Origin of the sequence: Zongyangia hominis (assembly GCF_014385095.1) — a bacterium.
GTDB classification, from domain to species: Bacteria; Bacillota; Clostridia; order Oscillospirales; family Ruminococcaceae; genus Zongyangia; species Zongyangia hominis.
On record NZ_JACRTC010000002.1, the window covers coordinates 135,701 to 161,660 of the forward strand.

A 25,960-nucleotide genomic window follows, 5' to 3' on the forward strand; every position below is an offset into this window, starting at 1 on the left:
GGCCGGCTTTTTTCTTTTTCAAACGTTGCGTCTCAGACGGTCCTTCTTCGGACAAAGCCCGCGAAAGAAAACAGGGCGAACATGAGGATATTGGCCGCTACCACGCTGGCCCCTGCCGGGGTGGAAAAGACAAAGGACCCGGCGATGCCCGCCACAAAGCAGAGGACCGACACCACCGCCGAGCAGATCACCACGCCCCGGAAGCTCTGAAACAGCCGCATGGCGGTGAGCGCCGGGAAGATCACTAAGGAAGAGATGAGCAGCGCGCCCATAATCCGCATGCCCACCACAATGGTGATGGCGGTGAGGAACGCAAGGAGCATGTTGTACATCTTGGCCTTGATGCCGGTGGCCAGGGCGAAATTTTCATCAAAGGTGATGGCAAAGAGCTTATTGTAGAAAAAGATAAACAGAATGAGTACGATGATGGAGAGTCCCACGCTCAGATAGACGTCCCCCTGGCTCATGGCTAAAATACTGCCGAACATGTAGCTGTTGACGTCGGTGTTCATGCCGGTGGTCAGGGAGGTGACAATGACGCCCACCGCCAAAGAGCCGCTGGCGATGAGGGCGATGGCCGCGTCCCCCTTGATCTTGCTGTTGGAGCTGATGCGCAAAAGCAGAAAGGCCGCCAGCACCACAATGGGAATGGACACCTGCAAAGGGGAAAGGTTTAAGGCCATGGCGATGGAGAGGGCCCCAAAACCCACATGGGAGAGGCCGTCGCCGATCATGGAGTAGCGCTTGAGCACCAGGCTCACCCCAAGCAAAGCCGCGCACAGGGAGACGAGAGTACCCACAATCAGCGCCCGGACGATAAAGTCGTAGGAAAGCAGCTCCTGGATAAGTGCGATCATTTTCCCATTCCTCCCGTCAGGCGGCGGCAGGCGTCGCTTTTTAAATACGCTTTGGTAGGACCGTAAAAAAGCAACTCCCGGTCCATATGCAGGATTTTGCCGCCGTGCTCGATGGCGTAGCGGAAGTCGTGGGATACCATGACCACCGTGACCCCCTGTTCCCGGTTGATGCGCCCGATGAGGTCGTAAAGCTCGGTGGTGGCAATGGGGTCGAGCCCCGTCACTGGCTCGTCGAGCAGGAGCATCCGGTCAGTGGCGCACAGCGCCCGGGCCAAAAGCACCCGCTGTTGCTGCCCGCCCGACAGGTCCCGGTAGGATTTCCCCCGTAAATCGTATATGCCCATGCGCTTGAGGTTTTCCAGGGTCTTTTTCCGGTCTTCCGCGCCGTAAAAGGGACGGAGCCCCCGGCGGCCCAAACAGCCGGAAAGGGCAATTTCATACACCGACGCCGGAAAGTCCTTTTGCACCACCGTCTGCTGGGGCAGGTAGCCGATGGCGGTGGGGCTGAGCCCCTCCCCGCATCGAACCACACCCGCGCGCAGGGGGATGAGCCCCAGCAGCCCCTTGACCAAGGTGCTTTTACCCGAGCCGTTTTCCCCCACAATACAGATATAATCCCCCGCTTCGATATCGAAGCTGACGTCTTTGACCGCGCAAGTGTTTTCATAGAATATGGTCAGATTCCGACAGGACATCAAAGCCATTTAACTTAACCCCTCTTTCAAATTGGCGGCATTTTGCTCCATCAGGGAAAGATAGGTGACGCCGCTGTCAAAGTCTTTTTTGGAAACGTTGTGGCAGGAGTGGAGCAGCAGCATCTTCGCCCCTGTCTCCTCGCTGATGGATTGGGCCACTTTGGGGTCGGTCAGTTCCTCGTAAAAGACCACCGGAATCTGTTCCCGCCTTATGGTGTCGATGATGCCGGCGATGGTCTGGGCGCTGGGCTCCGCCTCATGGGAGCAAGAGTCGTAAGCGGCGGTGTAGCTAAGACCATACCGCTGGGCGAAATAGTGGAAGGCAAAGCGTCCGGCAAAGACGATCTCCTTGCGCCTGCCCTCCCCGATGATGGAGAAAAACTCGTCGTCCAGCGCGTCCAGCTTTCCCTCATAATCCGCGGCCCGGGCGGCATAGGTTTCCTTCCCCTCGGGGTCGCTCTCGCAGAGAGCGTCGGCGATATTTTGTACCATTGCCTTGGCCAGCACCGGGCTGGTCCAGATGTGGGGGTCGTAAGCGTGGTCATGGCCGTCCCCGTCGTGGTCTTCCTCCTCCGAGGCGTCCAGGGTGATGCCCTGGGAGGCGTCCACCACCCGCACATCGGGGTTCGTGATGCCGTCGATGATCCGCTTCGCCCAGGGTTCCATATTGTCCCCGGTGTAGATAAACAAGTCCGCTTTGTCTATCTTGATGATGTCGGCCGGCGAGGGCTCGTAGGAGTGGCTTTCCACACCCGGCGGAAGAAGAAGGGTCACCTCGGCCCGGTCCCCGCAAAGCTGTCTGGCAAAGTCATACTGGGGAAAGAGGGTGGTGACGATTTTAAGCTTACCGCTTTCCTCTCTTGTCTGATTCCCACCGCACCCCGCCAACAGGGTGAGCAGCGCGCCCAGGCACAAAAGCAGGGCCGTTATTTTCTTCTTCACAGGCTTTCTTCCTTTCTCCGCTGTTCGGCACAGCGCCCACAGACGCCATAAAGGACGGTTTTGCTGCTGTCAATATGGAACTGGTGCTTGGCCAAAATGTGGGCCTCCACCTCGTCCAAGTAACTGCATTCCACATGGAGCAGCTGCCCGCATACCACACATTTGAGGTGGTAGTGCCGGTGGCAGCTCCCGTCGTCGCCGGAAAGCTGGAAGCAGGCGCCCTTGCCCTCCTCCAAAAAGTATTTGCGGCATAGTCCCTCCTCCACCAGCTTTTCCAGATAGCGGTAGACGGTGGACTTGCCCACCGAAGTGCCCTGATCCTTAAGGTATTCGACCACGTCGTCCACCATCACATGCCGGTCCTTGTTCTGTTCCAAGTAGTTCCAAATACTTTCCCTCTGTTTCGTTTTATAGCTGACGGATGTCCGCATGCCATCATCCCTAACATTTGAAAATGAAATTCATTTTCATTTTATCTCTTTCCTCCCGTTTTGTCAACGGGATTTCCTTTATTTTCCTAGTGCCGGCAAGGAGGATGCCCTCGCATGCATGTCCCGGCCGCCTCCACGCAAAAACAGCCGCCAAAAGGCGGCTGTTTTGTTGCACTCCCTTAGTCGGGGCAGGCCCTGTTTTGTACCGGGCCATTGGCCAGTTGAAACATGGCGTTCACATTGAGGATACCGCCCGTCAACACTCTTCCCGTCAGGTCCGGAACCGTGTCGGCACTTGATAATATGATGTTTTTTAGCTGCATAGTGGAGAGATACGGGCGGTAGGCTTTGAGCAGCGCCGCTGCGCCGGCCACATGGGGCGCCGCCATGGAGGTTCCGTTTTTGGGACTGTATCCGCCGTCCAGGTCCAAGCTCAAAATATCGGTGCCCGGCGCGCCGATATCCACACTGTTTAATCCGTAATTGGAAAAACGCGCCAGGGTGTCCTCCGGGTTGGTCGCCGCAACGGAGATGATGTTGGCGCTGTCATAGGAGGCGGGGTACAGCGGGTCCACATCGTTGTTTTCCCCGAAGTTACCTGCGGACGCGATGAACAACCCGTTGTAGTGATCAATCGCATATTTTAACGCTTGGGAATATCCGCGCCCGCCCCAACTGGCATTGAGGATGGGGATGCGATAAAAATTCGCAAAGTGGATGGCCTCGATGGCGGAAGCGATGTCCAGGCCAAATTTCATCGAAACCACGCTGACGTGCAGGCAGACGCCCGTAATGCCGATGCGGTTGTTCCCCACGGCGCCGACGGTACCCGCCACATGGGTTCCATGCCCGTTGGTGTCGATGGAATTGCTGTTATTGTCGCCGAAGTTCCATCCGTTGAGCACTCTCCCACGGGGGGAAGCCCACATGTTCCGCCGGATATCCGGGTGGCGGTGATCGATGCCGCTGTCAATGACGCCGACGGCGACTCTAGTGCTCCCGGTGGTATATCTCCATGCCAGCGGCGCTCCGATTCTCTGCGTCCCCCAAAGCTGCCCGTAAAGGGGATCGTTGGGGACCAAGTGCAGTTCTTCCAGGTAATCGGGTTCCGCATAGATGACGCACGGATGGCCCGACAGCTTTTCGACGGCGTCGAGTACGGCCGATTTGTCCTTGCTCCTTAGATGGACAAGCCAAATATCTTCCGCTTCTCCCCCATCCCCGGGAAAGATCCGCTCCATTTTTTCATAGTCAATCCCCTCGAAAAGGACGTTTTTATCACATGGCCGCCCATCGGGCAAATTCCTATGTAAGGCGACGATGACTTTCCCCGCCTCAAAATCGCTCATTTGATCATACATAACCGTGTTCCTCCTCTATTGTTGCTCATGCCATCTTATGATGGGCGGCTTCCTCGCGTTACCCAAGCGGGGGAAACAGTACAAAAAATGCATCTTTAGGGAAGAAATGGGAACACTGAACGCGAGAAACCGGTTTTTCCCAAAAACCGGGCCGCCGAAAAAAGGGGGAAAATCATTGAGCCGTCAGACTAAAATAAAAAGCAAAGCGCTCAGTCCACGCTATTTTGAGGGCTGGTATTATAAACATCAGGCCGCGGGACAGACATTGGCCCTCATTTCCGGCCGGGCACGGGATCACGCCTTTATTCAAGCTGTCACCGACAAACAGTCCTACCGCATCCCCTATCCTCTCTCCCAATACCGGCGGGAGAAGGACCGACTGTGGGTGGGAGAGAGTCTCTTTTCTTCCCGCGGCATCCAGCTCAACATCCATGACCCAGCCCTCTCGCTCACCGGGGACATCCGGTATGGGAGGTTGTCCCCCATTGACGGCGACATCATGGGGCCGTTTCGATTTTTGCCTATGCAGTGCCGGCACGGCGTAGTCAGCATGCGGCACAAACTATCCGGCGCCGTCGAACTGGATGGAAAGACCTTCGATTTCACCGGCGGGACCGGTTACATCGAATCGGACCGGGGCCGCTCCTTTCCCGAAAGCTATGTCTGGGTACAGTCCAACGATTTTCATCGGGACTGCTCCATCCTGGTCTCGGTGGCGACCATCCCACTGCTGGGGCTGGAGTTTCCTGGATGCATCTGTGTCGTCCAGTTGGACGGGCACGAATACCGGCTCGCGACCTACAACGGGGTGAAAATCCGTCGCTGTCAGCCGGGTGCGGTCACCCTGACCCAGGGAAAATACCGGCTGGATATCCGGGTGGACGACCGCGGCGGCCACGCCCTACAGGCGCCGCAGCGGGGCGCGATGACCCGCACCATCCACGAAAACGCCGCCTGTCCCGCCCGCTTTCGCTTTTGGGAGGGGGACACCGTCCTATTCGATGAGTGGAGCCATGGAACCGGCTACGAATATGTGCCCCTTTCTTAAATAACGGCGGCCCGGCTCTCCCGGGGACATGGCGAAAGGGCCGCCTTGCCCTTTCAAGCGGGTTGACTGAGAAAAGGAATACTTTTTTGACGCTTCCATCGGAGAACCGCATTGGGACCCCCGCGCCTTCCTTTCATAAAAAAGTGTGGGGTTTGTGCATGTCCTTTTCTCTTCTGCCTCATAATAAAGGTAAACCACAGCAAAGGAGAATGGATATGTTTAAACACGAAAAGCAGCTATTCGAACCGGTGCGGGTCGAAAAGGCCAATCCTCAGTACGCGGTCCTCATGCAGGAGCAGCTGGGCGGCGGTAACGGCGAGCTCAAAGCGGCCATGCAGTATATGTCCCAGAGCTTCCGCATCAAGGACCCGTCCATCAAGGATCTGTTCATGGATATCGCCGCCGAGGAACTCAGCCATATGGAGATGGTGGCCACCTCCATCAACATGCTCAACGGCCACGACGTGGACGCGCAGAAGGTGGACGCGGGAGAAATCCAGAGCCATGTGATTCTGGGCCTCAATCCGGGACTCATCAACGCTTCCGGCTATTCCTGGACCTCCGACTACGTCACGGTGACCGGTGACCTGTGCGCAGACCTGCTCTCCAACATCGCGTCGGAGCAGCGTGCCAAGGTGGTCTACGAATACCTCTACCGCCAAATCGACGACAAGTACGTCAAGGAAATGATCGACTTCCTGCTCAACCGTGAGGAAGCCCACAACGCCCTCTTCCGTGAGGCCTTTAACCGGGTGCAGAACACCGGTTCCAACAAGGACTTCGGCGTGACGGAGGATTCCAGGCTCTACTTTAACCTCTCCACCCCCTCCCCCGCCAACCACTTCGGCAACACCCCGGCCAATCCCCCCAGCTTTAACAACTAGCTTCCACGCAAAAAAACACGTTCTCTTCCGAGAACGTGTTTTTTTACTGTTTTAAGCTGAAACCTATCTTCTTCGCGCGTTTCTTCTCTTGTCGAACTCGGGATTAAACGCGTAGAAATTCTTGCTGTCCAGATGCTCGGTCGTTCTTCTGAGCGCTTCGCCGAATCTCTGATAGTGAACAATTTCCCTTTCCCGCAAAAACTTAATGGGATCGCGGACATCCGGGTCGTCCACCAGGCGCAAAATGTTGTCGTAGGTCGTCCGGGCTTTCTGCTCGGCGCCCATATCCTCGCTCAGATCGGTGATGAGATCGCCCTTGGACTGGAAGTATTTCACGTCGAAGGGGGTGCCCGATGCCGCGACCGGATAAAGCCCTGTCGTGTGATCGACAAAGTAGGTATCAAAACCGCTCTTTTTGATCTCGTCGATGGTCAGGTTCCGAGTCAGCTGGTGTACGATGGCGCAGATCATCTCCACATGCGCCAGCTCTTCAGTACCTACATCGGTAGCCATCTGCTCCTTTTTCGCCCCTCCCCTACATACTGTCCAAGCCCTCCCGCATAGAAAATACCAACCGGCGGTTCTAATAAAGCCGCCAAGCCGGAAGGGGGAGGGGCATGGACGGTAAATATCAGATCACCACGGAAGGACCGGCGCCCTCCCCCTCCCCGGCCTTCCTTGCCCGGTTGGAGCGGGCCCTCTTATTGGGCTTGCTCCGGGACGGGATACTTACCCAATCCCAATATGAACAGTGTATCCAGGCCCTCAAACATGACCGGGACATCTAAGCGCGAATTAAGGTCATGCATGGAGAAAGGAGGGGAAGCGATGCAGCGGGTTGCCGCCTATTGCCGGGTGTCCACCGACAAGGACGATCAGGCGGGTTCTCTAGAAAACCAACAGCGCTATTTTAAGGAATATATCGCGTCGCAGCCTGACTGGCAGCTCGCCGAACTCTATGTGGACGAGGGCATCACCGGAACCAGCACCCAGAAGCGGCGCGCCTTTCTCCGGATGCTGGAGGACGCCCAAAACCACCGCTTCGATCTGCTGCTCACCAAGGAGATCAGCCGCTTTGCCCGCAACACCCTCGACAGCATCTACTACACCCGGCGCCTTAAGGAGTGGGGCGTCGGGGTTGTCTTTGTGCGGGACAACATCAACACCCTGGACCCCGACGCCGAGCTGCGGCTGACCATTTTGGCCTCCATTGCCCAGGAGGAGAGCCGCAAGACCTCCGACCGGGTCAAATGGGGGCAGAAGCGGCGGATGGAACAGGGGGTGGTCTTTGGGCGGAGCCTGCTTGGCTACGACGTGGAACACGGGGTCATCAGCGTCAACGAGCGGGGGGCCCGGATCGTCCGGCTCATCTTTCACAAGTTCGTGGAGGAGGGGAAGGGATGCTGCGTCATCGCGCGGGAGCTGACTGAAGCGGGGATTCCCACCTTCTCGGGGGGCCGGGAATGGTCCGGCACCGCCGTACTTCGCGCCCTGCGCAATGAAAAGTACTGCGGGGACCTCATCCAGAAAAAGACCTGGACCCCTGACTATCTGACCCACCAGAAAAAGCGCAACCAGGGGCAGGAGCCGCTGGTGGTGCTCAAGGACCACCATCCACCCATCGTCAGCCGGGAGATGTGGGAGGAGGCCCAGCGCCTCCTGGCCCTCCGCCGCCCGGAGCCATCTTCCCCCTCCCGCTATTCCAGCCGCTCCTGTTTTTCCGGTAAGCTCTTTTGCGCCCGGTGCGGCGGCGCCCTGGTCGCCCGGAGCAAACGGAAAAAGGACGGGAGCCTCTCCCGGGCCTGGCGGTGCCGGGAGGCCGTGCGCCACGGAAGGGCCAGGCGGGACGAGAGCGGCGGGGTGACCGGCTGTGACAGCCGCCAGATACCCGAAGCGGAGCTATGCAGGGTGATGGCCCAGATCATTTCCTCCTTGCCGCTATGCCGGGAGGAAATCGTCGGGCGGCTGATGGCGCGCATCGAGCCGGTCCTCGCTCACAAGCCGGAGGCCGCCCCCGCCCACTCCCGTCAACGGCGGCAGATCGAGGAAAAGCGGCTGCGGCTCATCGACCTATATCTCGCGGGGGAGATGGAAGACGCCGACTACCGCCAGCTCCTGGCCCGGTACGACCGGGAACTGGCATCTTTGCAGCGGGATAGGACGGCCCGAAGCGAAGAGCCGCGGCCCTTGGAAGAAACACGGAAGGAGATTGCGGACCATCTTTCCCGCATACTCCGCGGGGAAGTGGGGACGGAGGCTTTTGGGAGGGAGCTCCTTGACCGCATGGTCATCGAGGGCCGGGAGCAAATGGACGTCTTTCTCCATGATCTGGACTGCCGTTTTCACGTCACAACTGTATAATAGCGAGGCGCACGTATTTGCCAAAGCGCCTTCGCTGCCGCCCCACGGGAGTGTCCGAGCTTGGATCTTTTGGGCGGTCCACAGCCGAAATGGAGCGATCACCCTCCCCCCATTTCATCAAAATCTGCGGGAATCCTCTTTTCTTTTGCAAGAGACTCTTGTCTTTTTCCCCCACAGCGTGTTAAGATAGGATAAAGATTTTATTAATATTTGGCGCATAACATAAAGATCGTATTAAGTTTGGTACGATCTTTGTTTTCGTTATCCTAATGTTTGAGAAGAAAAGAGGGGCTCTGATGCGTATTGTCATTGTCGGAGACGGCAAGGTGGGCGTCACGCTGACCGACCAGCTGTCCAGAGAAGGGCATGATATCGTCATCATTGATAAAGATATGCGGGTGCTGCGGGAATCGGTGGATCAATACGATGTCCTGGCCATCCACGGCAACGGCGCCAGCTTGAGCGTCCAGCGGGAGGCGGGAGTCGGGGAATCCGACCTGCTGATCGCCGCCACTTCGGCGGACGAAGTCAATCTCATCTGCTGTGTCCTGGCCAAAAAGCTGGGAGTCAAGCGGACCATAGCCCGGGTGCGCAATCCCGAATACGACGAGCAGTTAATTTATCTCAAGGAGGATTTGGGGCTCTCCATGACCATCAACCCCGAGAAGGCCGCCGCCATGGAAATCCTCAATCTCCTCCGTTTTCCCGCGGTCATCCAGCGGGACACCTTCGCCAAAGGCCGGGTGGAGATCATCGAACTCAAAATCCGCAAGGAAAGCCCCTTGGCCGGGCGGTATCTCCACGAGCTGACCCACATCGTCAAGGCCCAGGTGCTCATCTGCGCCGTGGAGCGGGGGGACGAAGTCATCATCCCCACCGGCGCCTTCCAGATGCAGGCGGGGGACAACATCTTTGTCACCGGCGCCTCCCGGAATTTGGCGGCTTTAGTGCAGAACCTGGGCATTGTGGAGCAGAAGATTAAAAACGTCATGCTCATCGGCGGCAGCCGCATCGCCTACTATCTGGCCAGCGCCCTGCTTGCGGAGGGGGCCGCCGTCAAGATTATCGAGATTGACCCCGAGCGCTGCCGCCAGTTGGCGGGGCTCCTGCCTCGGGCCAGTATCGTCTGTTCCGACGGCACCCAACCCGAGGTGCTGGCGGCGGAGGGACTGGTGGACGCCGACGCGGTCATCACACTCACCGACATCGACGAGGAAAACCTGATTCTCTCCATGTACGCCCACCAGCAGGGGGTCTACAAGGTCATCAGTAAGATCAACCGCATGGAATATAACGAGCTGTGCCAGAAAATGGGGATTGCCAGCATCGTCAGTCCCAAGAATTTGGTCTGCAACGACATTGTCCGTTATGTCCGCGCCATGGAGAACACCGAGGAGGATTCGGTGCTGGCGCTGCACCGCATCGTCAACGACAAGGTGGAGGCGCTGGAATTTTCGGTGGCGGAGGACACCCTCCATCTCAACGTCCCACTGCGGGATATCCGCCTGCGGGACGGGGTGCTCCTTGCCTGTATCAATCGAAACGGCAAGATTATCATCCCTGGTGGCAATGACGTCCTGCGAAAAAGGGACAGCGTCATTGTGGTCACCACCGCCGACCGGATGTACGGCAATCTCAACGCCATCTTCGCATAGAAGCCGCATCTGTTTTCATCTGCCCCGCGGCGTTCCCACGCCCCAGGGTTTGGAAGGAGCATAGGACAACCGTCATGAATTATAAAGTCATCTATAACATCATCGGCCGTATCCTCTGTGTGGAAGCGGCCTTTCTTGTGCCCGCCGTGGCCATCTCCACCTACTATCAGGAAACCGGCGCCATCCGCGCGCTGTGGATCAGCATTGTGGCCATTGCCTGTGTGGGGGTCCTGCTCCTGCTGCCTAGGCCAGTGAAAAAGGACTACTATGCCCGCGAGGGCTACATCTCGGTGGGACTTTCGTGGATCATCATTTCCCTCTTCGGCGCTCTCCCCTTTTATCTCAGCGGGGAGGTCCCCAGCTATCTGGACGCCGTGTTTGAAACCATTTCCGGCTTTACCACCACTGGCGCCAGCATCTTGGAAAACGTGGAGGTCATGTCCCGGGGGCTGCTCTACTGGCGCAGCTTCACCCACTGGCTGGGCGGCATGGGGGTGCTGGTCTTTGTACTGGCGCTGCACCCCATGGCCCGGGGCTCCGGCCAGAGCCTCCACCTGCTACGGGCGGAAAGCCCGGGGCCGGAGGTGGGAAAATTGGTACCCAAAATCCACAAATCGGCCAAGATTCTCTACGGCATCTACATCGGGCTGACCCTACTCCAGATTGTCCTGCTGGCTTTGGGCGGCATGCCGCTGTTTGACAATGTGACCACCGTCTTTGGCACCGCGGGTACCGGCGGCTTCGCCGTGCGGGCGGACAGCATGGCGGGATACAGCCCCTATATCCAGACGGTCATCACCATCTTCATGGCCCTCTTCGGGGTCAATTTCTCCGTCTTTTATCTCTTCCTCTCCGGTCATCCCCGACAGGCCCTGCGCAGCGAGGAAGTGCGCCTCTACATCGGTATCCTGGCGGGGGCTACCCTCCTCATCACCCTCAACATCCTGCCCCACTATGCAAACGCCGGGGAGGCCCTCCACCACGCGGCCTTTCAGGTGTCCTCCATCATGACTACCACCGGTTTTGCCACCACCGACTTTAACTTGTGGCCCGAGTTTTCCAAGTGCATTCTCCTGCTGCTGATGATCGTCGGGGCCTGCGCCGGGTCCACCGGCGGCGGTATCAAGGTGTCCAGGCTCTTACTCCTCATTAAGTCCATGCGCATGGAGCGCAAGCGGATTCTTCATCCCCGCTCCGTCTCGGTCATCAGCTTGGACCAAAAGCCCATCAGCGACGAGACCATGCGGGGCGTCACCCTGTTCATGACCGCCTACTTTTTTACCGCCGCCCTCTCCTTCCTCATTGTGTCGCTGGACAACATGGGGCTGGAAACCTCTCTGTCGGCGGTGCTCGCCTGCATCAACAACATCGGCCCGGGCCTTGACATCGTAGGCCCCATGGGCAACTATGCCGCCTTCAGTCCCCTCTCGAAGCTGGTGCTGTGCGCCGATATGCTGCTCGGACGCCTGGAAATCATCCCCCTTCTCATGCTTTTCGCTCCCTCGGCCTGGACCAAGGGCATCCGGCACAAACAAAAAGCATCCGGCTGGTAAAAAAACGAATGCTAAAAATGGAAGTCGGGCCACCGGCCATCTGGGTACAGGCGGGCTCCACGGGAAAACCGGCATCGTGTGGGCCGCTGGTTTTCCCAGCATCCGAGAGGCCGCCGATTTCCCCGCATCCGCGGGGACTGCATGTTTCCTCTGCATCCGAGAGGCCGAACGGTTTTCCCGGCATTCGAGGGGACTGCATGTTCCTCTGCATCCGCGCAGGCCGTCGGGAGGACCTAGGGGAAAGGGCGGACGCTTCTTTCATCCAAATGGCAATTCCCGCCATCTGCTCCCATCGGACCATCTTCCCATACGACAATAAGAAGGAGCTCCCTTTCGGGAGCTCCTTTTTGCGTCGCTTATTCTGCTTTGGGTTCTTCCGCCTTGGGGGCTTCTCCGCCGGTCAGGGCAATGCCCTTGCCGTCAGGGGTGGTGACGTCCATCTTGATATTGCGTGTGGTTTTGCCCTCGAAGGTGTTGGCGCGCATGACCTCGGTCATATCGAAGCCGATGGTATCCTTGAGCGCCTCGTTGACTGCCTTGAGGGAACCGACGGTGTAGCGGGCCACGTCGGCCGCGCCGCCGTCTCCTTCTCCAGAGCCGCCGCCAATGATGGTGATGTTGCCGATCTTGGACATGGGATCCGCCACGGCGCGGGCGATTTCCGGCAGCTTCTCGATGACCATCTGCAGCTTACCGGCGTCGTCCATCTTGGCCAGGGCTTCCGCCTTTTTCTCCAGCGCCTCGGCCTCCGCCAGACCCATCTTCCGCACGGCCTCCGCCTGGGCAAGGCCCTGTCTCTGGGTGATCTCCGCCTGGGCCATACCTTCCTGCTTGATGCGCTCGGCCTGGGCCTCGGCATCCAGCTTCTTCGCTTCCGCCTGGGCGGCGGCGTCCAGCTTCTTGGCCTCCGCCTCCGCCTCGGCCTGCTTGATCATGGCGATCTTGTGGGCCTCGGCTTCCAAGAGCGCCTTCATCTTCTGCGCCTCGGACGGCTTGACCACCGTTTCCAGCAGCTCCGCCTCTTTGCGCTCAGCCTTGCGTTTGGCAAGCTCGATGTTCTTCTGCTCGGCCACGATCTGGATCTGGATCTCCGCCTCTCTGACTTCCTTGGCTCTCTGCTCCTTGAGGACGCTGGCGTCCATCTCGGCGTTGGTGATCTCTTTCTGGGTCACGTTCTGCTGGATGCTGTACGCCGCGTCTGAAATCGCCTGGGTGGTCTGGCGCTCCCGCTCATAGTTGAGCTTTTTGATGTCGGCTTCCTTCTTGGATTCCGCCATCCGGGCTTCCGCTTCCAGCCGGGCCTGCTCGCCGGCGCGCTTGGCTTCGGAAGTCTTGACCATGCTCTCCTTCAGGGCCTCCGCCTCGGCGATTTCGGCGTCCCTCTTGACCGCCGCGATCTGCGGCTTGCTCAGCGCCTCAAAGTAGCCGTTTTGGTCGCCGATGCCCTTGATGGTAAAGGATTTGAGTTCCAGTCCCAGCTCGGAGAGCTGCTCCTCGGCCACTTCCTTGACCCGCTCAGAGAAGGTCTTTCTATCTTTATAAAGCTGTTCCGCCGTCATGTCCGCGATGATCTCACGCAGACGTCCTTCGCAGACGTCCCGCGCCGTCTCCATGATATGGAGCTTGGTTTCCTCGGCGTTGCCGCAGTTAAACTGCTCCACCGCCGAACGGATCATGGCGTCGTCGTTTTTGATCTTGACGACCACCGTGCCGTTTGCCTGAATGGGGACGGCGTCGGCGGTGAGGGTGCCCTGCATGTTGACGTCGAAGCTGATATTTTCTAAGGTGATATAGTCAATGCGCTGGAGCACCGGGATGACGACCACGCCGCCGCCGGTGATCACTTTGGCCTTCCCAAGTCCGGTGACGATGGCGGCCTTATCCGCGGGTACCTTTTTCCAGGTGGAGAAGATGGCGATGAGGACAATGAGTAGCGCGCCGACGACAATGCCTGCCGTCATCAAAATTTGCTGTAAGTATTCCATGATTCATTCCTCCCATACCTATTGAAGCTTGGCTTAACAGCGATAAGGAAGTAATTCAAACTTATCACGGTTAGCTGACGGATTCGGGCGTGCAACACATAAGCAAAGAGCGAAGGTATTCTGAAGGATACTTTCGCTCTTTGTTTCTCAATTATTATTGTTTCGCCCTGTCACGCAGGCGGTTGGTTTCTGGCAGCATCCACAAAAATCAGAGTCAGACCGATATATCCGGCGAGAACCAGCACGATCAGAGACAACAATACGAGACAAATGATGCGCAGTTTCGGCTTTTTACGCAAGAATTTATAGACCAGCACGATGCCTGCCACAGCCAGTGCAAGCAGCAGAACGGATGTTCCCAGCGTCATATGTTTGACTCCTTCTTATAGAGGGTATCCTCTACGCGCAGCGTATCGACAATATCGGTAAACCAGCGCAGCTCACCCAAGAATTTCTGGCGCAGTTCTTCCACATTCGCATTGTTTTTCCCAAGTTCAAAGAAGTCGCGCCCGGTCTGTACCGCAACGTGCAGCTTTCCGTCCCGCAGGAAAGACATATAGACAGTACCGCCGCTCTTGTCCGCTATACTGATAATATATTCCATCATGTGCGGTGTGAGGATGTAGTACGCTTCCTGCGGATCATCCGCTCTGACGCAGAAGCGCTTGCCAAACTGCTCGTTATCCATCGTGACATTGCTTTTCATACTTCTGCGGTCTTTTTTGGTCCACTCGGAGATATATACCTGGCCGGAAAGCTCCTTGCCAAAGTCGCAGGTAAGCCACTGCCCCTTAAAACATGTTTGGCTGTTCTTCTGAGTATTTCCGTTTTCGTCGGTGTTCTCTGTTTCATTGATAAGCTCGATGTCGCCAAGCTCAATGTTCAGCCCATTGTAGACTGCCTTGATATGATCGCTGCCACCCGCGCAGTTATAGGAAAACGGAAACACCATGCTGCCGGGGTTGATTTTGCCCCACGGATTATATTCCACAGCATCGCCCAGCGCCTCCTTCAGCACACCGCCGATGATATTGTCGCTGAGGAGTTTTTTTAGCGTGCTGCTGCTTTTGGCTGACAGATACCCAAACACCAATGCAATTACCAGGAGAACCAGACCCATTACGAGGTTTCCCATAAAGAACCAAACGATGATCATCGCCGCACCGGCAGCGTAGGTCAGTAGCTTGGTAATCGTCGCCTTGATTTGCAGGGACTTGAGATTGCTCTCAAGCTGTTCGTTAGTCATCGTCTGCTTTTCTTCCATGATCGTCGTCCCCTTTCTCAGAACGTCATTTTTACATCTTCGCGCTTGCCTGCGTCTGCGGCGAAGAATTCCTTCGGCTGGCGCGAGCCTGCCAGAATTTTTGCCGGGAACATGGCGATCGCCGTATTGTAGGCGGTGACGTTGCTGTTATACAGTCGCCGCGCCGCCTGCAAATGTTCTTCCGCGTCGCGGATACCCCGCTGAAGCTCTGCGAAAACCTCGCTGGAGCGCAGCTCCGGATAGTTCTCTGCCACGGCAAAAAACTTTCCGCTCAGGACGTCCATCTGCCGCTGGGCATCATTCATCTCCGCAACGCTCATGCCGCGGCGCAGCTCGATGACCTTTGTGAACAGCTCACTTTCATGACCCATATAGCCCTTGGCGGTGTCCAGCATTTTGGTCAACATATCATAGCGCTTGGTCAGCGCAACCTCGATGCCGGAGAGGCCCTCCTGCACACGGATCTCTTTTTTCTTGAAGTCATTGACCGTTCTGATGCACCAGAACACGATGGCCAGAACTGCAATCAAAAAAACAATTACCGGTTTCATAGCCGATTCCACCTTTCTCTTTTTCTTGATTCAACCTGCGAAAAGGGTCATATTTTTGCGAAGGATCCCCGAATGAGGTCGAGAAGTGCTGCCATGGTGGTAAGCGTAGCCGTGTAGCTCATGCGTATCCCATCGATATTCTTAAGATCCTGTTTTGGGGGAATGTACGCAAATTTATAGCTTGTGTGAAGCGCCAGCGTTAGTTCACCGTTGTGCAGACTGAGGGCGGCTACCCTGCTGTTGGCAGCGAAGGCCTCCAGCATGCCGATCAGCTCGCGAATCTGCGGGGTCACCGCGTCATCCGCCTCCGTACCGTCTGCAGTGCGGGCGGAATAGTAATTAGTGAAGGCGACGGGATCGTCGAGACCGCCACCCTTTCGCGTTGGATACCCGGTATGCTTGGGAGTGCCGTTCAACCCCATGGCAAACTCAAACTCGGACCGGTCCCGTAGGTCAAGATCGGCAACGGGCCCGCAGATATCCTTGCATCGCAGCACAATGCCATAAAATGCGGCATAGGGATAGGTAAAATCATCATCCGGGTGATCCGACTCCACTCTGCGGCTCAAGGTCACGTTGGCGGCAGAGAACCGCATGCCATTGCGGGCACCCTCGTAGAAATTCGAGATCTCGCAATCCTCCCAGGGACTACGCACCGGATCGATACGCCTCAGGAACGCTTCGTCAATGGGCATCTCCGGCTTTTCCGGCGCGGGGCCGAACATACGCGCCAGTTCCCCGTAAAAGAAACTGCCGAGTTGCTGTGTCAGAAGGGCATTTTTCTTTCCTTCCGCCCGCATCGGGAGCAGGAACGAGAGCAGGACGATGAACGCGATCAAACCGAGATCGATCAGAATATTGTCCTGCAGGAACACCGTGAGAAATAATGCGATGATCATGACAATGATCATCTTTTCCCCGATGCGCTCAATGTTCTCATAGTGTTTCACCTTTCGGGACAGCTCCTCATCGCTCATCTTTTCAAAACCGGTCTCGTCAGGTCTATTTTGTTTCATATATTTTTCTCCTTTTCTGTAATTCTTTTCGTCCATAAAGCCGCTGCTTCCGCGCCTTAACCTTCCCCATAGATTCCCCGGGCGTTTTCGATCCAGAATGCGTCATTCTGGAATTCCTCATACCAATAGTCCGCCTCGTCCGAATCGGTGCAATGCACCTCCACATTGGCGATAAAGCCGGGGTCGACGACGCAATACCATGCCATCGGAACGACATTGCCGTAGGCGTCTGTCCCCTCGCCGTAGGCGATGATCACATTTCCTTGCAACTCCATCCTCGCACGGGCATCAAAGGTCTCCAAGAATGCATCAGTGGTCCACCCCGATTCGTTGGACTCGATCCAGAAGAGCATCCCGGTATCCCACAGGGTATAGAAATTCATTTTCCCGTTTTCATCCAAGGTGCCTTCCGAGGAAAACACATCGGGATACGTCAGCAGCAGGCCGGTGGATTCATCATAGTAAGTATTGTAGGAAGCCTCTCCGTCCTCGGTGGATCCCTCATCGCCTCGCACATCGTCATGGGCGGCATAGAAGCCAGACCCCATATAGGGAACGTCCGAGGGGAATGTGTTGATGGAAGAAGACAGGTTCTCCAAGACCAGCTCCTGGCCACCATCCATGGTGTAATAGATATTTTCGGCGTCCAGATTCTCGGTCAGGGTGCGCCAAAGGCTGTCCATCATGAACCAGCACTGGGAATCATAGTCAAAGAAGAAGAACTCCTCCTTCTGCTCCCGGTCGTCCAGCCCTGCAACCAGCGTAGAATCCGCAGCCCAGTCCACGATCCAGCCGTCCTCGGTCTGGCTGGCGGTGATGGTAAAGTCCAGCCCAGTCAGCTCGCTGAGTGATTGGGCCAGTTCCTCGGCAGTCTTTTGGGCACCGGTATATTCGATGGGGTATTCTTTGACCTCATCGGCATAGAAAACGGCATAGAGGATATCGGTCTGGGTACGCTCTGCTGCACTCGGTGCCGGTTCCGCCGGCGTCGATGAGTTTGACGTGTCGGATGGCGATGCACGCTTGCAGGCCGAAAGGCTCAGTAGGAACAGTACGGAAAGTGTAAGCACCCAAAAATTGCGAAAGTTTTTCATTTTTCATTTCCTCTCTATCCGTTGACTCAGTAACAAACGCTGAAGAACAGGTCCACCGCGTCCTCCTCTGTAAGGTAGTATTCGGCTGTGGGATCACTCCACTTCATGTGGTCCTCATAGGTCTTTGCCTCCGGCTCCGCGACAAAAAGGAGTCCGTCATATCCTTCAGGCAGGTAAACCATATAGCTCACGGTGTAAACCATATACCAATCCGCCACGAAGAATTCAGCCTCTGTCGAATAAGAATACTCGACCTCATAGCTCTGCCCGTTCCATTCCAGAGTATTGACATAATGATTGTCAATGCGCTCTGTATGGTTTTTCTCAGTATGGTCGTTGTCGGTATTGAACCACTTGCCGGTATAGAAATCATAGAGTCCGCTGCGCGTAGAGATTATGAACTCCTGATCAAAGGTCCCCAGTGAGGATGCCGGAACATAGCAGACAGCGTCGAACTGGATCTCCCGGATACCGTCATGGGTCACGTCATAGTTTTTGATAACCTCCCAATAGCAATCTCCAACGGTGTAGTTCTTGCCAAGGTTGTAGTAGCTGCAAGCACCGTTCTTTAGCAGATAGGTGCCCGCATCCACCGCGGCGTTGATTTCAAACCCATTGCGGGTGAAATATGGCACACAGGACTCGATTTTGTCCGCGGGAACGAGCGTGCCGCCGTTCACGCTGTCGATGAGGTCGCCGCTGACGGTACGGTCCAGCTGCAAGGTATCGCCGCTGCCGTCAAAGTGGAGCGTGATGCCATATTCGTCCACCCACAGCACGCCGTATTCGATCACTTCGTCCTGATCGTTGACAAATTCCCACGTGGCGTCCTCGTGGATGCGCAGCCAGAGGTTCTCCCCTTGATACTCCCAAAGGCCCACATACTCGCTGAGATCATCGCCGCTGAGGTCACCGCCGCTGATGGCAACGGTGGAAAGGTCCTCTCGGAAGACATAGCGCTCCACCGGGTCCCAGATCCAGATCAGCTCCGTAGCGTCGCCGTTTTCGTGGATGAAGCTGACCAGCACATCGCTTTCCCCGTCGTCGTCCATATCGTCAAAGGAGATGGCGTTGAATGCCTGCTCCGCGTCTGGGATGTTCATGGGAAAGGACACGCTGTCAAAGAGGATCTGCTCCGGCAGATCCCGGTAGAAGGCCGCGCTGCTCTCGCTCACCGTGACCAGCACATCCACGCTCTCGCCGTCATGGGTGATGGTACCGCTGCCAACCACCATGCCGGTCGTGCGCCAGTCATCTCCCGCGACATCGTCAGAATTGCCGCAGGCGACAAGGCTCAGGCACAAAACCAGCGTCAGCAAAAGACTTGCATACTTTTTCCAATTTTTCATGTTCGTTTTCTCATCTCAATTCATTCAGTTGTTTGGGGAATTGTGTTCCTGCTCCGCCATGGACAGTATTTCGTCGTGGCTCAGCTCGACATTGCCGAAGCGGACAAAAATACCGTTGGTCACGGCGCTGTTCCACACTGCGTTCGTGCTGCCTCCTTCCTTTTACCGCTCCATCCGGTAATATGTGTCCTCCTCGCCCCAGACGATGACGCCATCCTCCCCGTCTTCCGCAAAGTAAAACACCCGAAGGCTCATTTCACGCACGGAAGAATCCGCACAGAAGATATTGGGCCCATCTGTTTCGAAGAAGAATGTGCCATGGTCTATTTCCGCAGCCTCTGCGCTGCCGGGTGTACGCTGGCAGAGGCTCCAGCTGCCAGCGCTGTCGATGACGATGTAACGTTCCGCCGAACGGTCGTTGTCCAGGTACCAGGTGCCCTGGAGCGCCGAAGCAGCCAAATGGTACGTCCGGGGCTCCTCGCGGCTGAAGATGCCGCAGTCGGAGATGGAGAGCTGGTCACTCTCCAGCTCGATTTGTCTGCCGTTGATGGAGCTGCCGATGGCGCCGCCCTGGTAGCAGTAGACATAGGTGGCGTCCCAGTCCGGTTCATACCACAGGGAACCAACGTCTATCGAATCTCCACCGGCATAGAGCGTCCAGCAGCCATAGGCGTCAAACTCCAGGTATACTTCCTCGCGATCATATTTGCTGCCCGCATCTGCACCGCCCTTCCAGAGCCCCTCGTACTTACTGAAATCATATTCCGATTCCTCCGACGTTTCCGGTTCCTCCGGCTCCTCATCGGGATATCTGAACACAATAGATTGGTAGAACGTGGAGCCATCCGGCTGATAAACATACCCCCCGTCTTCCTCCCAATGCCACGAAATATTCGATTCGCTCATATTCGAATGATAGAGGGTTGCCTGCAGATCACCGTTGTTGTCACCGGTAACATCACGGAAATCCATGGAGCCAAGCACCCAGTCCTCATTCCATATATCCCGATCATAGAGTTCCTCTGTCGGAAGCATGGCCGTGTCAAATAACGCGTGCTCATCGTCATCGCAATAGAGATATATCGCATTTTGATCGCAGACGGCAAACACAATGGTCTGCTCCCCGCCCCGCGTAACCATGCCATAGTCAATAATCACATCGGTGTCGCGCAATTTTCTGCCATGCGAACCGTCGCCGTTGCCGCCGCAGGCCGCCAGGCACAGGCAGAAAACAGCTGCCAGCAGAAGCGCAAGATTCTTTTTCAAAAGATTCATCATTTTATAACCATGACTTCGGCATAGCGAAGTCTTCCTTTCCGGTCTGAAAATTTATTTTCAGACTTTTCATATTGTCCTCCATTAAATCTTTCTTTTCATTTCCAATTTGCTATTATCTCCCGTAGAGAGTGGTCTTGTGATTCCCGCCCCCAGTAGGGGCGAGAATCACAAGAAAGAATTTGGACTCTTTTAAAAGAGCTTTGCAAAGGTTTCACCGGTGGAGCTTAGCGTAAGCGAAGCAGGATTTTCCGGGTCCAGAGTTGCCTCATCCGTCTCGCCGTCATCCCAGATAATCGTTACCGTATCACCGGACAGCTCCCACGTCCCGCGCACCGGATCCTGGGATCCATTGAAGTAGTTGCGATACAGGGTATTATCCCGGAGGAACTGAAGCGTATAATCCGCGCCCCAGTAGCTGTTTCCGTCCGTGATCCGGTACAGCTTAAAAAGCTCCCCATTCTCCAGAGCACTTTCGTGAATGTAAAACTCGTCCCCCTCGTTGACCTTGGCCCAGTCCACCAGGACCTGCCCGTCGTTAACCAGATAGAAGGTGTTACCCATAAAACCACCGGACAGCCTGACTTCCTGGCGAAGCTCGTTTGTCGTCTCATTTGTATTCGCATCCATGACGGAGATCTCCACCTCCTCACAGGTATAGGTCCCCTCTTCCGTGTTGCCCAAGGTGTATGTCCCGTCCTCATTCAACGTCAGGACCAACTGGTACTCCGAGGTGTGATCGCCCTTGTAGTACCAGTTGCCGAAGATATTCGACAGGCCCAGCTTCTCCTTATAGTCAGGCTCGCCCTTGATCCAGTAGGGCTCCCCAGTTTCATCTACCAGTGTATTTGCATCGCCAATCGGAATTTCCACGTCCCCGATCAACGGCACATCCGTCAGAGTCAGGAATGATCCATCGGTATAAGCACCTCCGGTATATCCTGTCGGATCGCCGTATTCGTCATATTCCTCCCAGGTTTCGGCCGCCCCATCGAGATAAATACAGGTCAGAACCGACATGGTGGAACCGAGTCCCTCCAGCGGATACCAGAAGCCCTCCAAATCCTCAATGCTGATATCTCCGTCATAGCTGACATCTTCGTCATGGACGTCTTCTTTTTCTCCGCAGGCCGCCATGCTCAGGCACATCAACAGCGCCAGCAAAAGAGCCATATACTTTTTCAAACTTTTCATACGTCACTCCTCCTGGGATCAACCGAAGTAGTCGCCCCAGCCGTCGTCATAATAGTCGCCGGGGTCGGACCATGCGTCCCAGCCGTCGCCGGGATCGGACCACGGGTCATAGTCGTCGTAGTAATAGTCATCATAGTCCCAGCCCGCGTCATTCGACTCCATATATTCGCCCGAATCGCTGTCAATGTAACCGTCCGAGCCGTAGCTGATGAACACGTTTTCATAGCCGTTCCAGTACCAGATATCGCCGTCCTCGTCGTACCAGTAATATGGCGTTCCATAGTCGCCGCTATCGCCGGAGTAGGCGGGCTGTGCGGGGCGGGCCTTCGGCGCAGTGCTCCAGCCGGCGCTGTAGGAAATCGTATCCAGAATATTGTTGCAGATATCATAGTAGTTCTGGATGCGGCTCTCCAGGGCAGTGGTGACTGCGACGAGTGCGTAGCCGGTCGGGCCGTAATAGCGCACCTCCATGCAGGCGCGCACGGGCTGAGCCAGATCGCCTGTCGAGAAGATCGAGCCCTCGAGCCACATATAGCCGGTGATGCTGTAATAGTCGCCGTTGTCCTCAAAATCGGAACCGATGGATTTGATGAGATAGTCGCCGTACATGCTGTTCATAAAATCATCCATCATGATCATCATGTAGGACTCTGCCGTGGCGGCGCCCTTTTCCATGTAGGGGTCAAAGCCGGAGATGGGCTGGAAGGCAATCAGAATGTTGGTGTAATAGTCGTCCGTGCCGTCTTCCATGACTGCATTGAGGTTCACGGCGTTATGGACATTCGGATGCGGCCCCGCAGTCATCTGGATGGGATAGTTGATCGAAACATCCGCAAAGTCGTCCGAGAAGTATGCGGTCTCGCTGAGTGCATCCTCCGGCGTCGGAAGAAGCATGAGATAGTCCGTGAGCACGAGCAGATTGTCTTCCACATCGCTCAGAAAGCCCTCGTCTTCCTGCCAGAGGGAAATCACCTCGGACCCATCCTCCATGTAAAGTGTGATGTGTCCTTCCTCCGCCACAACATAGCCGGGGCCGATCTCCTCTCCGTAGAGGTTTACGGCAGCCCATTCGCAGCTATCATTGATGACAAAGTAAAAGGGCGCGTTTTCCATTTTCCAGCAGCCGGTATAGCCGGAAATATCGACGCTCTGGGGTTCCTCCACGAAGTATGGGTCATAATCGGCGAACAGATCGTCGTATTCATCCGATGTGCAGATCGTAATGCCCGGATTGTCGTAAGGGGACTCGAGGATGATATAGTCGCCGTTGCACACCGTAAACTCGGCATTTGTGTCGTACAGAACGTCGCCATCCTCACCGTAGGCAAGAATGTTGAAGCCCGGCAGCTCGGACGGCTTGTAGGCGCCGAGCGCGACCTCCATCAATTCTCCGTCCTGGAATACGACGTGGACAAAATCTTCGCCCCACTCGTCACTGGTCGTGGCCGCGATGCTCAGGGAGGTGATGTCCTGACCGCTTTGGTTCGCGACCGTTACCACGACATCCTCTTCTGCTTCGCCGCCGCAGGCCGCCAGGCTCAGGCACATCACCAGTACCAGCAAAAGACTTGCAAACTTTTTCCAATTTCTCATGTTCGTTCTCTCCTTTTTTAATAAGTTGTGTCTCGATGCTCCTGCTCTGCCATGGACAGTATTTCATCGTGGCTCAGCTCCACATCGCCGAAGCGGACAAAGATGCCGTTGGTCACAGCGCTGTTCCATACCCGCGCATCTGCCAGCGGGCGAAACCGGATCTTGTCCAGATACGGCTTCATGTCCAGCAAAAGACGACTTCCGGACACAAAATCGATCTGCAAAACATGATCGGGCAGCGGTGTGACGGCTGTTAGATACCTTCGGTTCAAGTGCGTGCCCTCCTTTCCGCCAAAATATAAATCCACCGTACAAATATTGTACGGTGGATGCAAAAAGATAACCATTAACCAAAGGTTAGGTCTTTTCCCGGAGCAGTCTGGCAAGCTGCGCTCGTTTGGTTCGGGTATCGCCCTCAATATGAAGTTTAGAATAGATTTGATTCACATACTGCTTGACGCTCCCCTCGGAGAGATAGAGCTGTTCCGCAATCTCGCGGTTACTGAGGCGCTGCGCCATCAGCTCCACGATTTCAAATTCCCGCGGTGTCAGCACGTCGAAGGCTGCCGGGCGAGTGCCGGCTGCGTTTCGCGCCGTTGCTGCTTCGCCAAGCTCAATGATTTTTGAGATTAGGTCATTTTTTATCTCCCGTTCCAACAGAGGCTTCAGGATATCATAGTTTTCTACAAACGGCATCACAAAGCCGTCCGGCGCGGCATCGGAAAGCGCCCTGGAGAGCCACGCGTGCGCTTCCTCGGGTTTTCCCAGCATCTCATATGCCGCCGCGGTCTGAATACGGATGTGCAGCACGACCAGCGCATAGTGCATTGCTTCGCACACAGCCAGCTGTCCCTCGCTGCGTCCGATCACCTTGGTATAGGCGCCCTGGGCGAGATACACCTGATTCTCGATCATTTCCATCATGGGCTTGCCCGGCGCAAGAAAATTGATCGTGGAAAGCTGATGTTCGGCAAAAACGGCGGGGATCCGCGCCAGTTCGCCTGCCAGGGCGTGGTAATAGGCGCTGGTGGCAGTCCATAGATAGATCCATGCGGCGTTGTGATAGCGCAGCAGCTCCATGTAGCGTTCCTCAAAGGAATACCGCAGCTCTATATCCGTGCACAGGGAAAGCCGCCACGCGAGGAAGTCGCAGCAAAGCGCCATATTCACCTGCCCGTTGCCCTCGATCTGTGCATAGGCGTGTTCCAGCTCAATGTGCGTGTCCATGCAGCGGCCCTGCATGAACGAGGCCTCTGCCCGCATGATGGTTTCCGCGCCCTGTCCGTGGTTGCCTGTGACCTTATAGTAATGAGGCATACACTCATCCATCTCGACAAGCTCGCTCTGCAGCTCCCCGGGCGCACGGTAGAACATCATCAGAACAGATGGTGAGCCGAAGGTCCAGCCGCCGCTGTTCTGGATGCTGATGGCCAGGCGGGACATCTGGCTGCTGGCGCTGCGGTGCAGGCGGCTCATGGCGCTGATGTCATTGTAGCAGAGGAAACTCATAATGAGGTCGCACTCGCCCAACAGGTTGCCGCGTTCTTCCTTGGGCAACTCCGGGTGTTCTTCGATGGCAGTCAGCAGCAGTGTTTTCAGCTCCAGCATTTTCGGGATCTGCCGCCAGGTGAACATCCTGCGCATCAGCACCAGAATGGCAAAGGGATGTGCCTTCAATGTTTCCGCCGGACACCCATCCAGTATCTCCAATACCTCCGAGGGCTTCAGCGATGCCAGCAGGATGCCCGCATCATTGCGAATGACCCGCAGCAGCGCATCGTAGTTTTCACTTTTCCGGTAGGCGGCGATGGCATGAAGATACTGCCTATGCTCTTCATACCAGAGACCGAACCGCTCCCAATAGAGCTTCTGCGTTTCAGACTCCATCGCCAGAAAACTCCGCTCGGCGCACTCCTTCATCATGTGGTGGAAGCGATAGGTCGCGCCGTCAGGCAGGCGCGTGACAAAGGCGTTTTGCGCAGTCAGCATGGAGAGAATTTGCCCAGCGTCCGCGTCGCCTGTGATACACTGCGCCATTTCGATGGTAAATTCATCGGCAAGTCCCATGACCGCCAAAAACTCCCGCTGTTTTTCCGGCAGCGGATCGATCATGGCGGCGGTAAAGGTGGTATAGATGTCGGAATTGCGGCTCGGTAGCACGCCGCGCTCAGAGAGCGTTCGCAGATTCAGGTACACGGCGGAGAACCAGCCCTCGCTGGAATAGAGGAGGCTTTCGACCTGCGCGTCGGAAAGATCCGTGCCGCAGCGGTGGGCATAGACGGCAAGCTCCGTATGGTTCAGGCGCAGCTGCTCCGTGCCAATTTGATAGGCCTTTGCCCCCAGCCGCACCGTCTCCGCAGCGGGCAGAAAACGGTCCCGGCTGGCGACGATCAAATGCACATTGACGGGCAGCCGGTTTGCCAGCATACAAAGGAAGGTCGAGGCACGTCTGTCCGTCAGCAGATGAAAATCGTCAATGAAAATGTAGCAGGATGTTTCTCCCGCCAACTCATGGCAGAGGTCATCCACCATCAGTCCGCCGCCCGCTGCGTCCGTGGGGCAAGGATATTCCCGCAGGAAGGGGAAGCCCGCGCGGGCAAACGCCTCCTGTACGCTTTTCCAGAAGATCGCAAGGTTATCGGAATACACGCTGATGCGGATGATTTTCAGGGTTTCCGCCTTGGCGCGCTCCTCCAGATACCAGTTCACCGCCGTGGTCTTTCCGTAGCCCATGGGGGCGACCACGGTGGTCATGGAGCAGCGGGAGATGGGCCGCAGGCTCTCCTGCAGCCGCTCGGATATGTAAATGGTATTCAAATTCCATTTTGATTTTGGCATAATGCGTACCTCCG

At 56.2% G+C, this 25,960-nt stretch carries 24 protein-coding genes; 6 read left to right on the forward strand and 18 right to left on the reverse strand.

Going from position 1 to position 25,960, the window contains the following annotated elements:
• Positions 1-32: 32 nt before the first annotated feature.
• The 5 genes from H8709_RS04110 to H8709_RS04130 all read right to left on the reverse strand — a co-directional run bounded on the left by H8709_RS04110 (position 33) and on the right by H8709_RS04130 (position 4,286).
• Positions 33-857: a metal ABC transporter permease gene (locus tag H8709_RS04110; protein WP_262397103.1), complete on the reverse strand. Its 825-nt coding sequence runs from the start codon at positions 855-857 to the stop codon at positions 33-35.
• On the reverse strand, positions 854-1,552 hold the full coding sequence (locus H8709_RS04115; RefSeq protein WP_392391654.1) for a metal ABC transporter ATP-binding protein: 699 nt from the start codon (positions 1,550-1,552) through the stop codon (positions 854-856). Before H8709_RS04115 ends, H8709_RS04110 begins: the two co-directional genes overlap by 4 nt.
• Positions 1,553-1,561: 9 nt before the next feature.
• Positions 1,562-2,494 carry a metal ABC transporter substrate-binding protein gene (locus tag H8709_RS04120; RefSeq protein ID WP_262397105.1) on the reverse strand — a complete coding sequence of 311 codons (933 nt, stop codon included), beginning with the start codon at positions 2,492-2,494 and terminating at the stop codon, positions 1,562-1,564.
• Positions 2,491-2,871 carry a Fur family transcriptional regulator gene (locus tag H8709_RS04125; protein ID WP_262397106.1) on the reverse strand — a complete coding sequence of 127 codons (381 nt, stop codon included), beginning with the start codon at positions 2,869-2,871 and terminating at the stop codon, positions 2,491-2,493. Before H8709_RS04125 ends, H8709_RS04120 begins: the two co-directional genes overlap by 4 nt.
• A gap of 233 nt (positions 2,872-3,104) precedes the next feature.
• Entirely contained in the window at positions 3,105-4,286 is a 1,182-nt protein-coding gene (locus H8709_RS04130) for a S8 family peptidase (protein WP_262397107.1), read from the reverse strand.
• A gap of 175 nt (positions 4,287-4,461) precedes the next feature.
• On the opposite strand from H8709_RS04130, the gene H8709_RS04135 reads away from it, so the two are divergent.
• Both H8709_RS04135 and H8709_RS04140 read left to right on the forward strand, forming a co-directional pair.
• On the forward strand, positions 4,462-5,334 hold the full coding sequence (locus H8709_RS04135) for a tocopherol cyclase family protein (RefSeq protein WP_262397108.1): 873 nt from the start codon (positions 4,462-4,464) through the stop codon (positions 5,332-5,334).
• 215 nt (positions 5,335-5,549) lie between these two features.
• Positions 5,550-6,218, forward strand: coding sequence for a manganese catalase family protein (locus tag H8709_RS04140; protein WP_262397109.1), 669 nt, complete (start codon positions 5,550-5,552; stop codon positions 6,216-6,218).
• Between the two features lie 63 nt (positions 6,219-6,281).
• Here the strand turns inward: H8709_RS04140 and H8709_RS04145 are convergent, their stop codons facing one another.
• A complete protein-coding gene (locus H8709_RS04145; RefSeq protein ID WP_392391660.1) occupies positions 6,282-6,848 on the reverse strand; it encodes a manganese catalase family protein in 567 nt (188 codons plus the stop codon).
• Here H8709_RS04145 and H8709_RS04150 point away from each other — a divergent pair.
• The 4 genes from H8709_RS04150 (at position 6,836) to H8709_RS04165 (ending at position 11,787) form a co-directional block, all read left to right on the forward strand.
• Positions 6,836-7,006, forward strand: a complete 171-nt coding sequence (locus H8709_RS04150; protein WP_262397110.1) for a hypothetical protein — start codon at positions 6,836-6,838, stop codon at positions 7,004-7,006. The two genes, H8709_RS04145 and H8709_RS04150, sit on opposite strands and share 13 nt — an antisense overlap.
• A 40-nt stretch (positions 7,007-7,046) precedes the next feature.
• Complete coding sequence (locus H8709_RS04155) at positions 7,047-8,579, forward strand: recombinase family protein (protein ID WP_262397111.1); 1,533 nt, start codon at positions 7,047-7,049, stop codon at positions 8,577-8,579.
• A 296-nt stretch (positions 8,580-8,875) separates the two neighbouring features.
• The gene (gene trkA, locus H8709_RS04160) at positions 8,876-10,234 is read left to right on the forward strand and encodes a Trk system potassium transporter TrkA (RefSeq protein WP_262397112.1); all 1,359 of its coding nucleotides are present in this window, start codon (positions 8,876-8,878) and stop codon (positions 10,232-10,234) included.
• A 74-nt stretch (positions 10,235-10,308) separates the two neighbouring features.
• Entirely contained in the window at positions 10,309-11,787 is a 1,479-nt protein-coding gene (locus tag H8709_RS04165; protein ID WP_262397113.1) for a TrkH family potassium uptake protein, read from the forward strand.
• 356 nt (positions 11,788-12,143) lie between these two features.
• Here H8709_RS04165 and H8709_RS04170 read toward each other — a convergent pair whose 3' ends face one another.
• The 12 genes from H8709_RS04170 to H8709_RS04225 all read right to left on the reverse strand — a co-directional run bounded on the left by H8709_RS04170 (position 12,144) and on the right by H8709_RS04225 (position 25,946).
• On the reverse strand, positions 12,144-13,772 hold the full coding sequence (locus tag H8709_RS04170) for a flotillin family protein (RefSeq protein ID WP_262397114.1): 1,629 nt from the start codon (positions 13,770-13,772) through the stop codon (positions 12,144-12,146).
• A 170-nt stretch (positions 13,773-13,942) separates the two neighbouring features.
• Positions 13,943-14,140 (reverse strand): hypothetical protein, encoded by a 198-nt coding sequence (locus tag H8709_RS04175; RefSeq protein WP_262397115.1) that lies wholly within the window; start codon positions 14,138-14,140, stop codon positions 13,943-13,945.
• Complete coding sequence (locus tag H8709_RS04180; protein ID WP_262397116.1) at positions 14,137-15,036, reverse strand: DUF3137 domain-containing protein; 900 nt, start codon at positions 15,034-15,036, stop codon at positions 14,137-14,139. Before H8709_RS04180 ends, H8709_RS04175 begins: the two co-directional genes overlap by 4 nt.
• Positions 15,037-15,053: 17 nt before the next feature.
• Positions 15,054-15,587 carry a LemA family protein gene (locus tag H8709_RS04185; protein ID WP_262397117.1) on the reverse strand — a complete coding sequence of 178 codons (534 nt, stop codon included), beginning with the start codon at positions 15,585-15,587 and terminating at the stop codon, positions 15,054-15,056.
• A gap of 47 nt (positions 15,588-15,634) precedes the next feature.
• Positions 15,635-16,639: a hypothetical protein gene (locus tag H8709_RS04190; RefSeq protein ID WP_262397118.1), complete on the reverse strand. Its 1,005-nt coding sequence runs from the start codon at positions 16,637-16,639 to the stop codon at positions 15,635-15,637.
• A gap of 20 nt (positions 16,640-16,659) precedes the next feature.
• Positions 16,660-17,673 (reverse strand): hypothetical protein, encoded by a 1,014-nt coding sequence (locus tag H8709_RS04195; RefSeq protein ID WP_262397119.1) that lies wholly within the window; start codon positions 17,671-17,673, stop codon positions 16,660-16,662.
• 50 nt (positions 17,674-17,723) lie between these two features.
• Entirely contained in the window at positions 17,724-19,016 is a 1,293-nt protein-coding gene (locus tag H8709_RS04200) for a hypothetical protein (RefSeq protein WP_262397120.1), read from the reverse strand.
• 192 nt (positions 19,017-19,208) lie between these two features.
• Positions 19,209-20,324 (reverse strand): hypothetical protein, encoded by a 1,116-nt coding sequence (locus H8709_RS04205; protein ID WP_262397121.1) that lies wholly within the window; start codon positions 20,322-20,324, stop codon positions 19,209-19,211.
• Between the two features lie 189 nt (positions 20,325-20,513).
• On the reverse strand, positions 20,514-21,515 hold the full coding sequence (locus tag H8709_RS04210; protein ID WP_262397122.1) for a hypothetical protein: 1,002 nt from the start codon (positions 21,513-21,515) through the stop codon (positions 20,514-20,516).
• Between the two features lie 18 nt (positions 21,516-21,533).
• The gene (locus tag H8709_RS04215) at positions 21,534-23,108 is read right to left on the reverse strand and encodes a hypothetical protein (protein WP_262397123.1); all 1,575 of its coding nucleotides are present in this window, start codon (positions 23,106-23,108) and stop codon (positions 21,534-21,536) included.
• A gap of 17 nt (positions 23,109-23,125) precedes the next feature.
• A complete protein-coding gene (locus H8709_RS04220) occupies positions 23,126-23,380 on the reverse strand; it encodes a DUF2442 domain-containing protein (RefSeq protein ID WP_262397124.1) in 255 nt (84 codons plus the stop codon).
• 85 nt (positions 23,381-23,465) lie between these two features.
• Positions 23,466-25,946: a helix-turn-helix transcriptional regulator gene (locus H8709_RS04225; protein ID WP_262397125.1), complete on the reverse strand. Its 2,481-nt coding sequence runs from the start codon at positions 25,944-25,946 to the stop codon at positions 23,466-23,468.
• Between the last annotated feature and the right edge of the window lie 14 nt (positions 25,947-25,960).

Bases quoted from the DNA above. Each gene is read 5' to 3' on its own strand.
- H8709_RS04165 (WP_262397113.1), top strand. From the start codon at position 10,309: ATGAATTATAAAGTCATCTATAACATCATCGGCCGTATCCTCTGTGTG.
- H8709_RS04205 (WP_262397121.1), bottom strand. From the start codon at position 20,324: ATGATGAATCTTTTGAAAAAGAATCTTGCGCTTCTGCTGGCAGCTGTT.
- H8709_RS04110 (WP_262397103.1), bottom strand. From the start codon at position 857: ATGATCGCACTTATCCAGGAGCTGCTTTCCTACGACTTTATCGTCCGG.
- H8709_RS04170 (WP_262397114.1), bottom strand. From the start codon at position 13,772: ATGGAATACTTACAGCAAATTTTGATGACGGCAGGCATTGTCGTCGGC.
- trkA (WP_262397112.1), top strand. From the start codon at position 8,876: ATGCGTATTGTCATTGTCGGAGACGGCAAGGTGGGCGTCACGCTGACC.
- H8709_RS04210 (WP_262397122.1), bottom strand. From the start codon at position 21,515: ATGAAAAGTTTGAAAAAGTATATGGCTCTTTTGCTGGCGCTGTTGATG.
- H8709_RS04150 (WP_262397110.1), top strand. From the start codon at position 6,836: ATGGACGGTAAATATCAGATCACCACGGAAGGACCGGCGCCCTCCCCC.
- H8709_RS04155 (WP_262397111.1), top strand. From the start codon at position 7,047: ATGCAGCGGGTTGCCGCCTATTGCCGGGTGTCCACCGACAAGGACGAT.
- H8709_RS04190 (WP_262397118.1), bottom strand. From the start codon at position 16,639: ATGGACGAAAAGAATTACAGAAAAGGAGAAAAATATATGAAACAAAAT.
- H8709_RS04185 (WP_262397117.1), bottom strand. From the start codon at position 15,587: ATGAAACCGGTAATTGTTTTTTTGATTGCAGTTCTGGCCATCGTGTTC.
- H8709_RS04180 (WP_262397116.1), bottom strand. From the start codon at position 15,036: ATGGAAGAAAAGCAGACGATGACTAACGAACAGCTTGAGAGCAATCTC.
- H8709_RS04130 (WP_262397107.1), bottom strand. From the start codon at position 4,286: ATGTATGATCAAATGAGCGATTTTGAGGCGGGGAAAGTCATCGTCGCC.
- H8709_RS04140 (WP_262397109.1), top strand. From the start codon at position 5,550: ATGTTTAAACACGAAAAGCAGCTATTCGAACCGGTGCGGGTCGAAAAG.
- H8709_RS04225 (WP_262397125.1), bottom strand. From the start codon at position 25,946: ATGCCAAAATCAAAATGGAATTTGAATACCATTTACATATCCGAGCGG.
- H8709_RS04215 (WP_262397123.1), bottom strand. From the start codon at position 23,108: ATGAGAAATTGGAAAAAGTTTGCAAGTCTTTTGCTGGTACTGGTGATG.
- H8709_RS04175 (WP_262397115.1), bottom strand. From the start codon at position 14,140: ATGACGCTGGGAACATCCGTTCTGCTGCTTGCACTGGCTGTGGCAGGC.
- H8709_RS04115 (WP_392391654.1), bottom strand. From the start codon at position 1,552: ATGTCCTGTCGGAATCTGACCATATTCTATGAAAACACTTGCGCGGTC.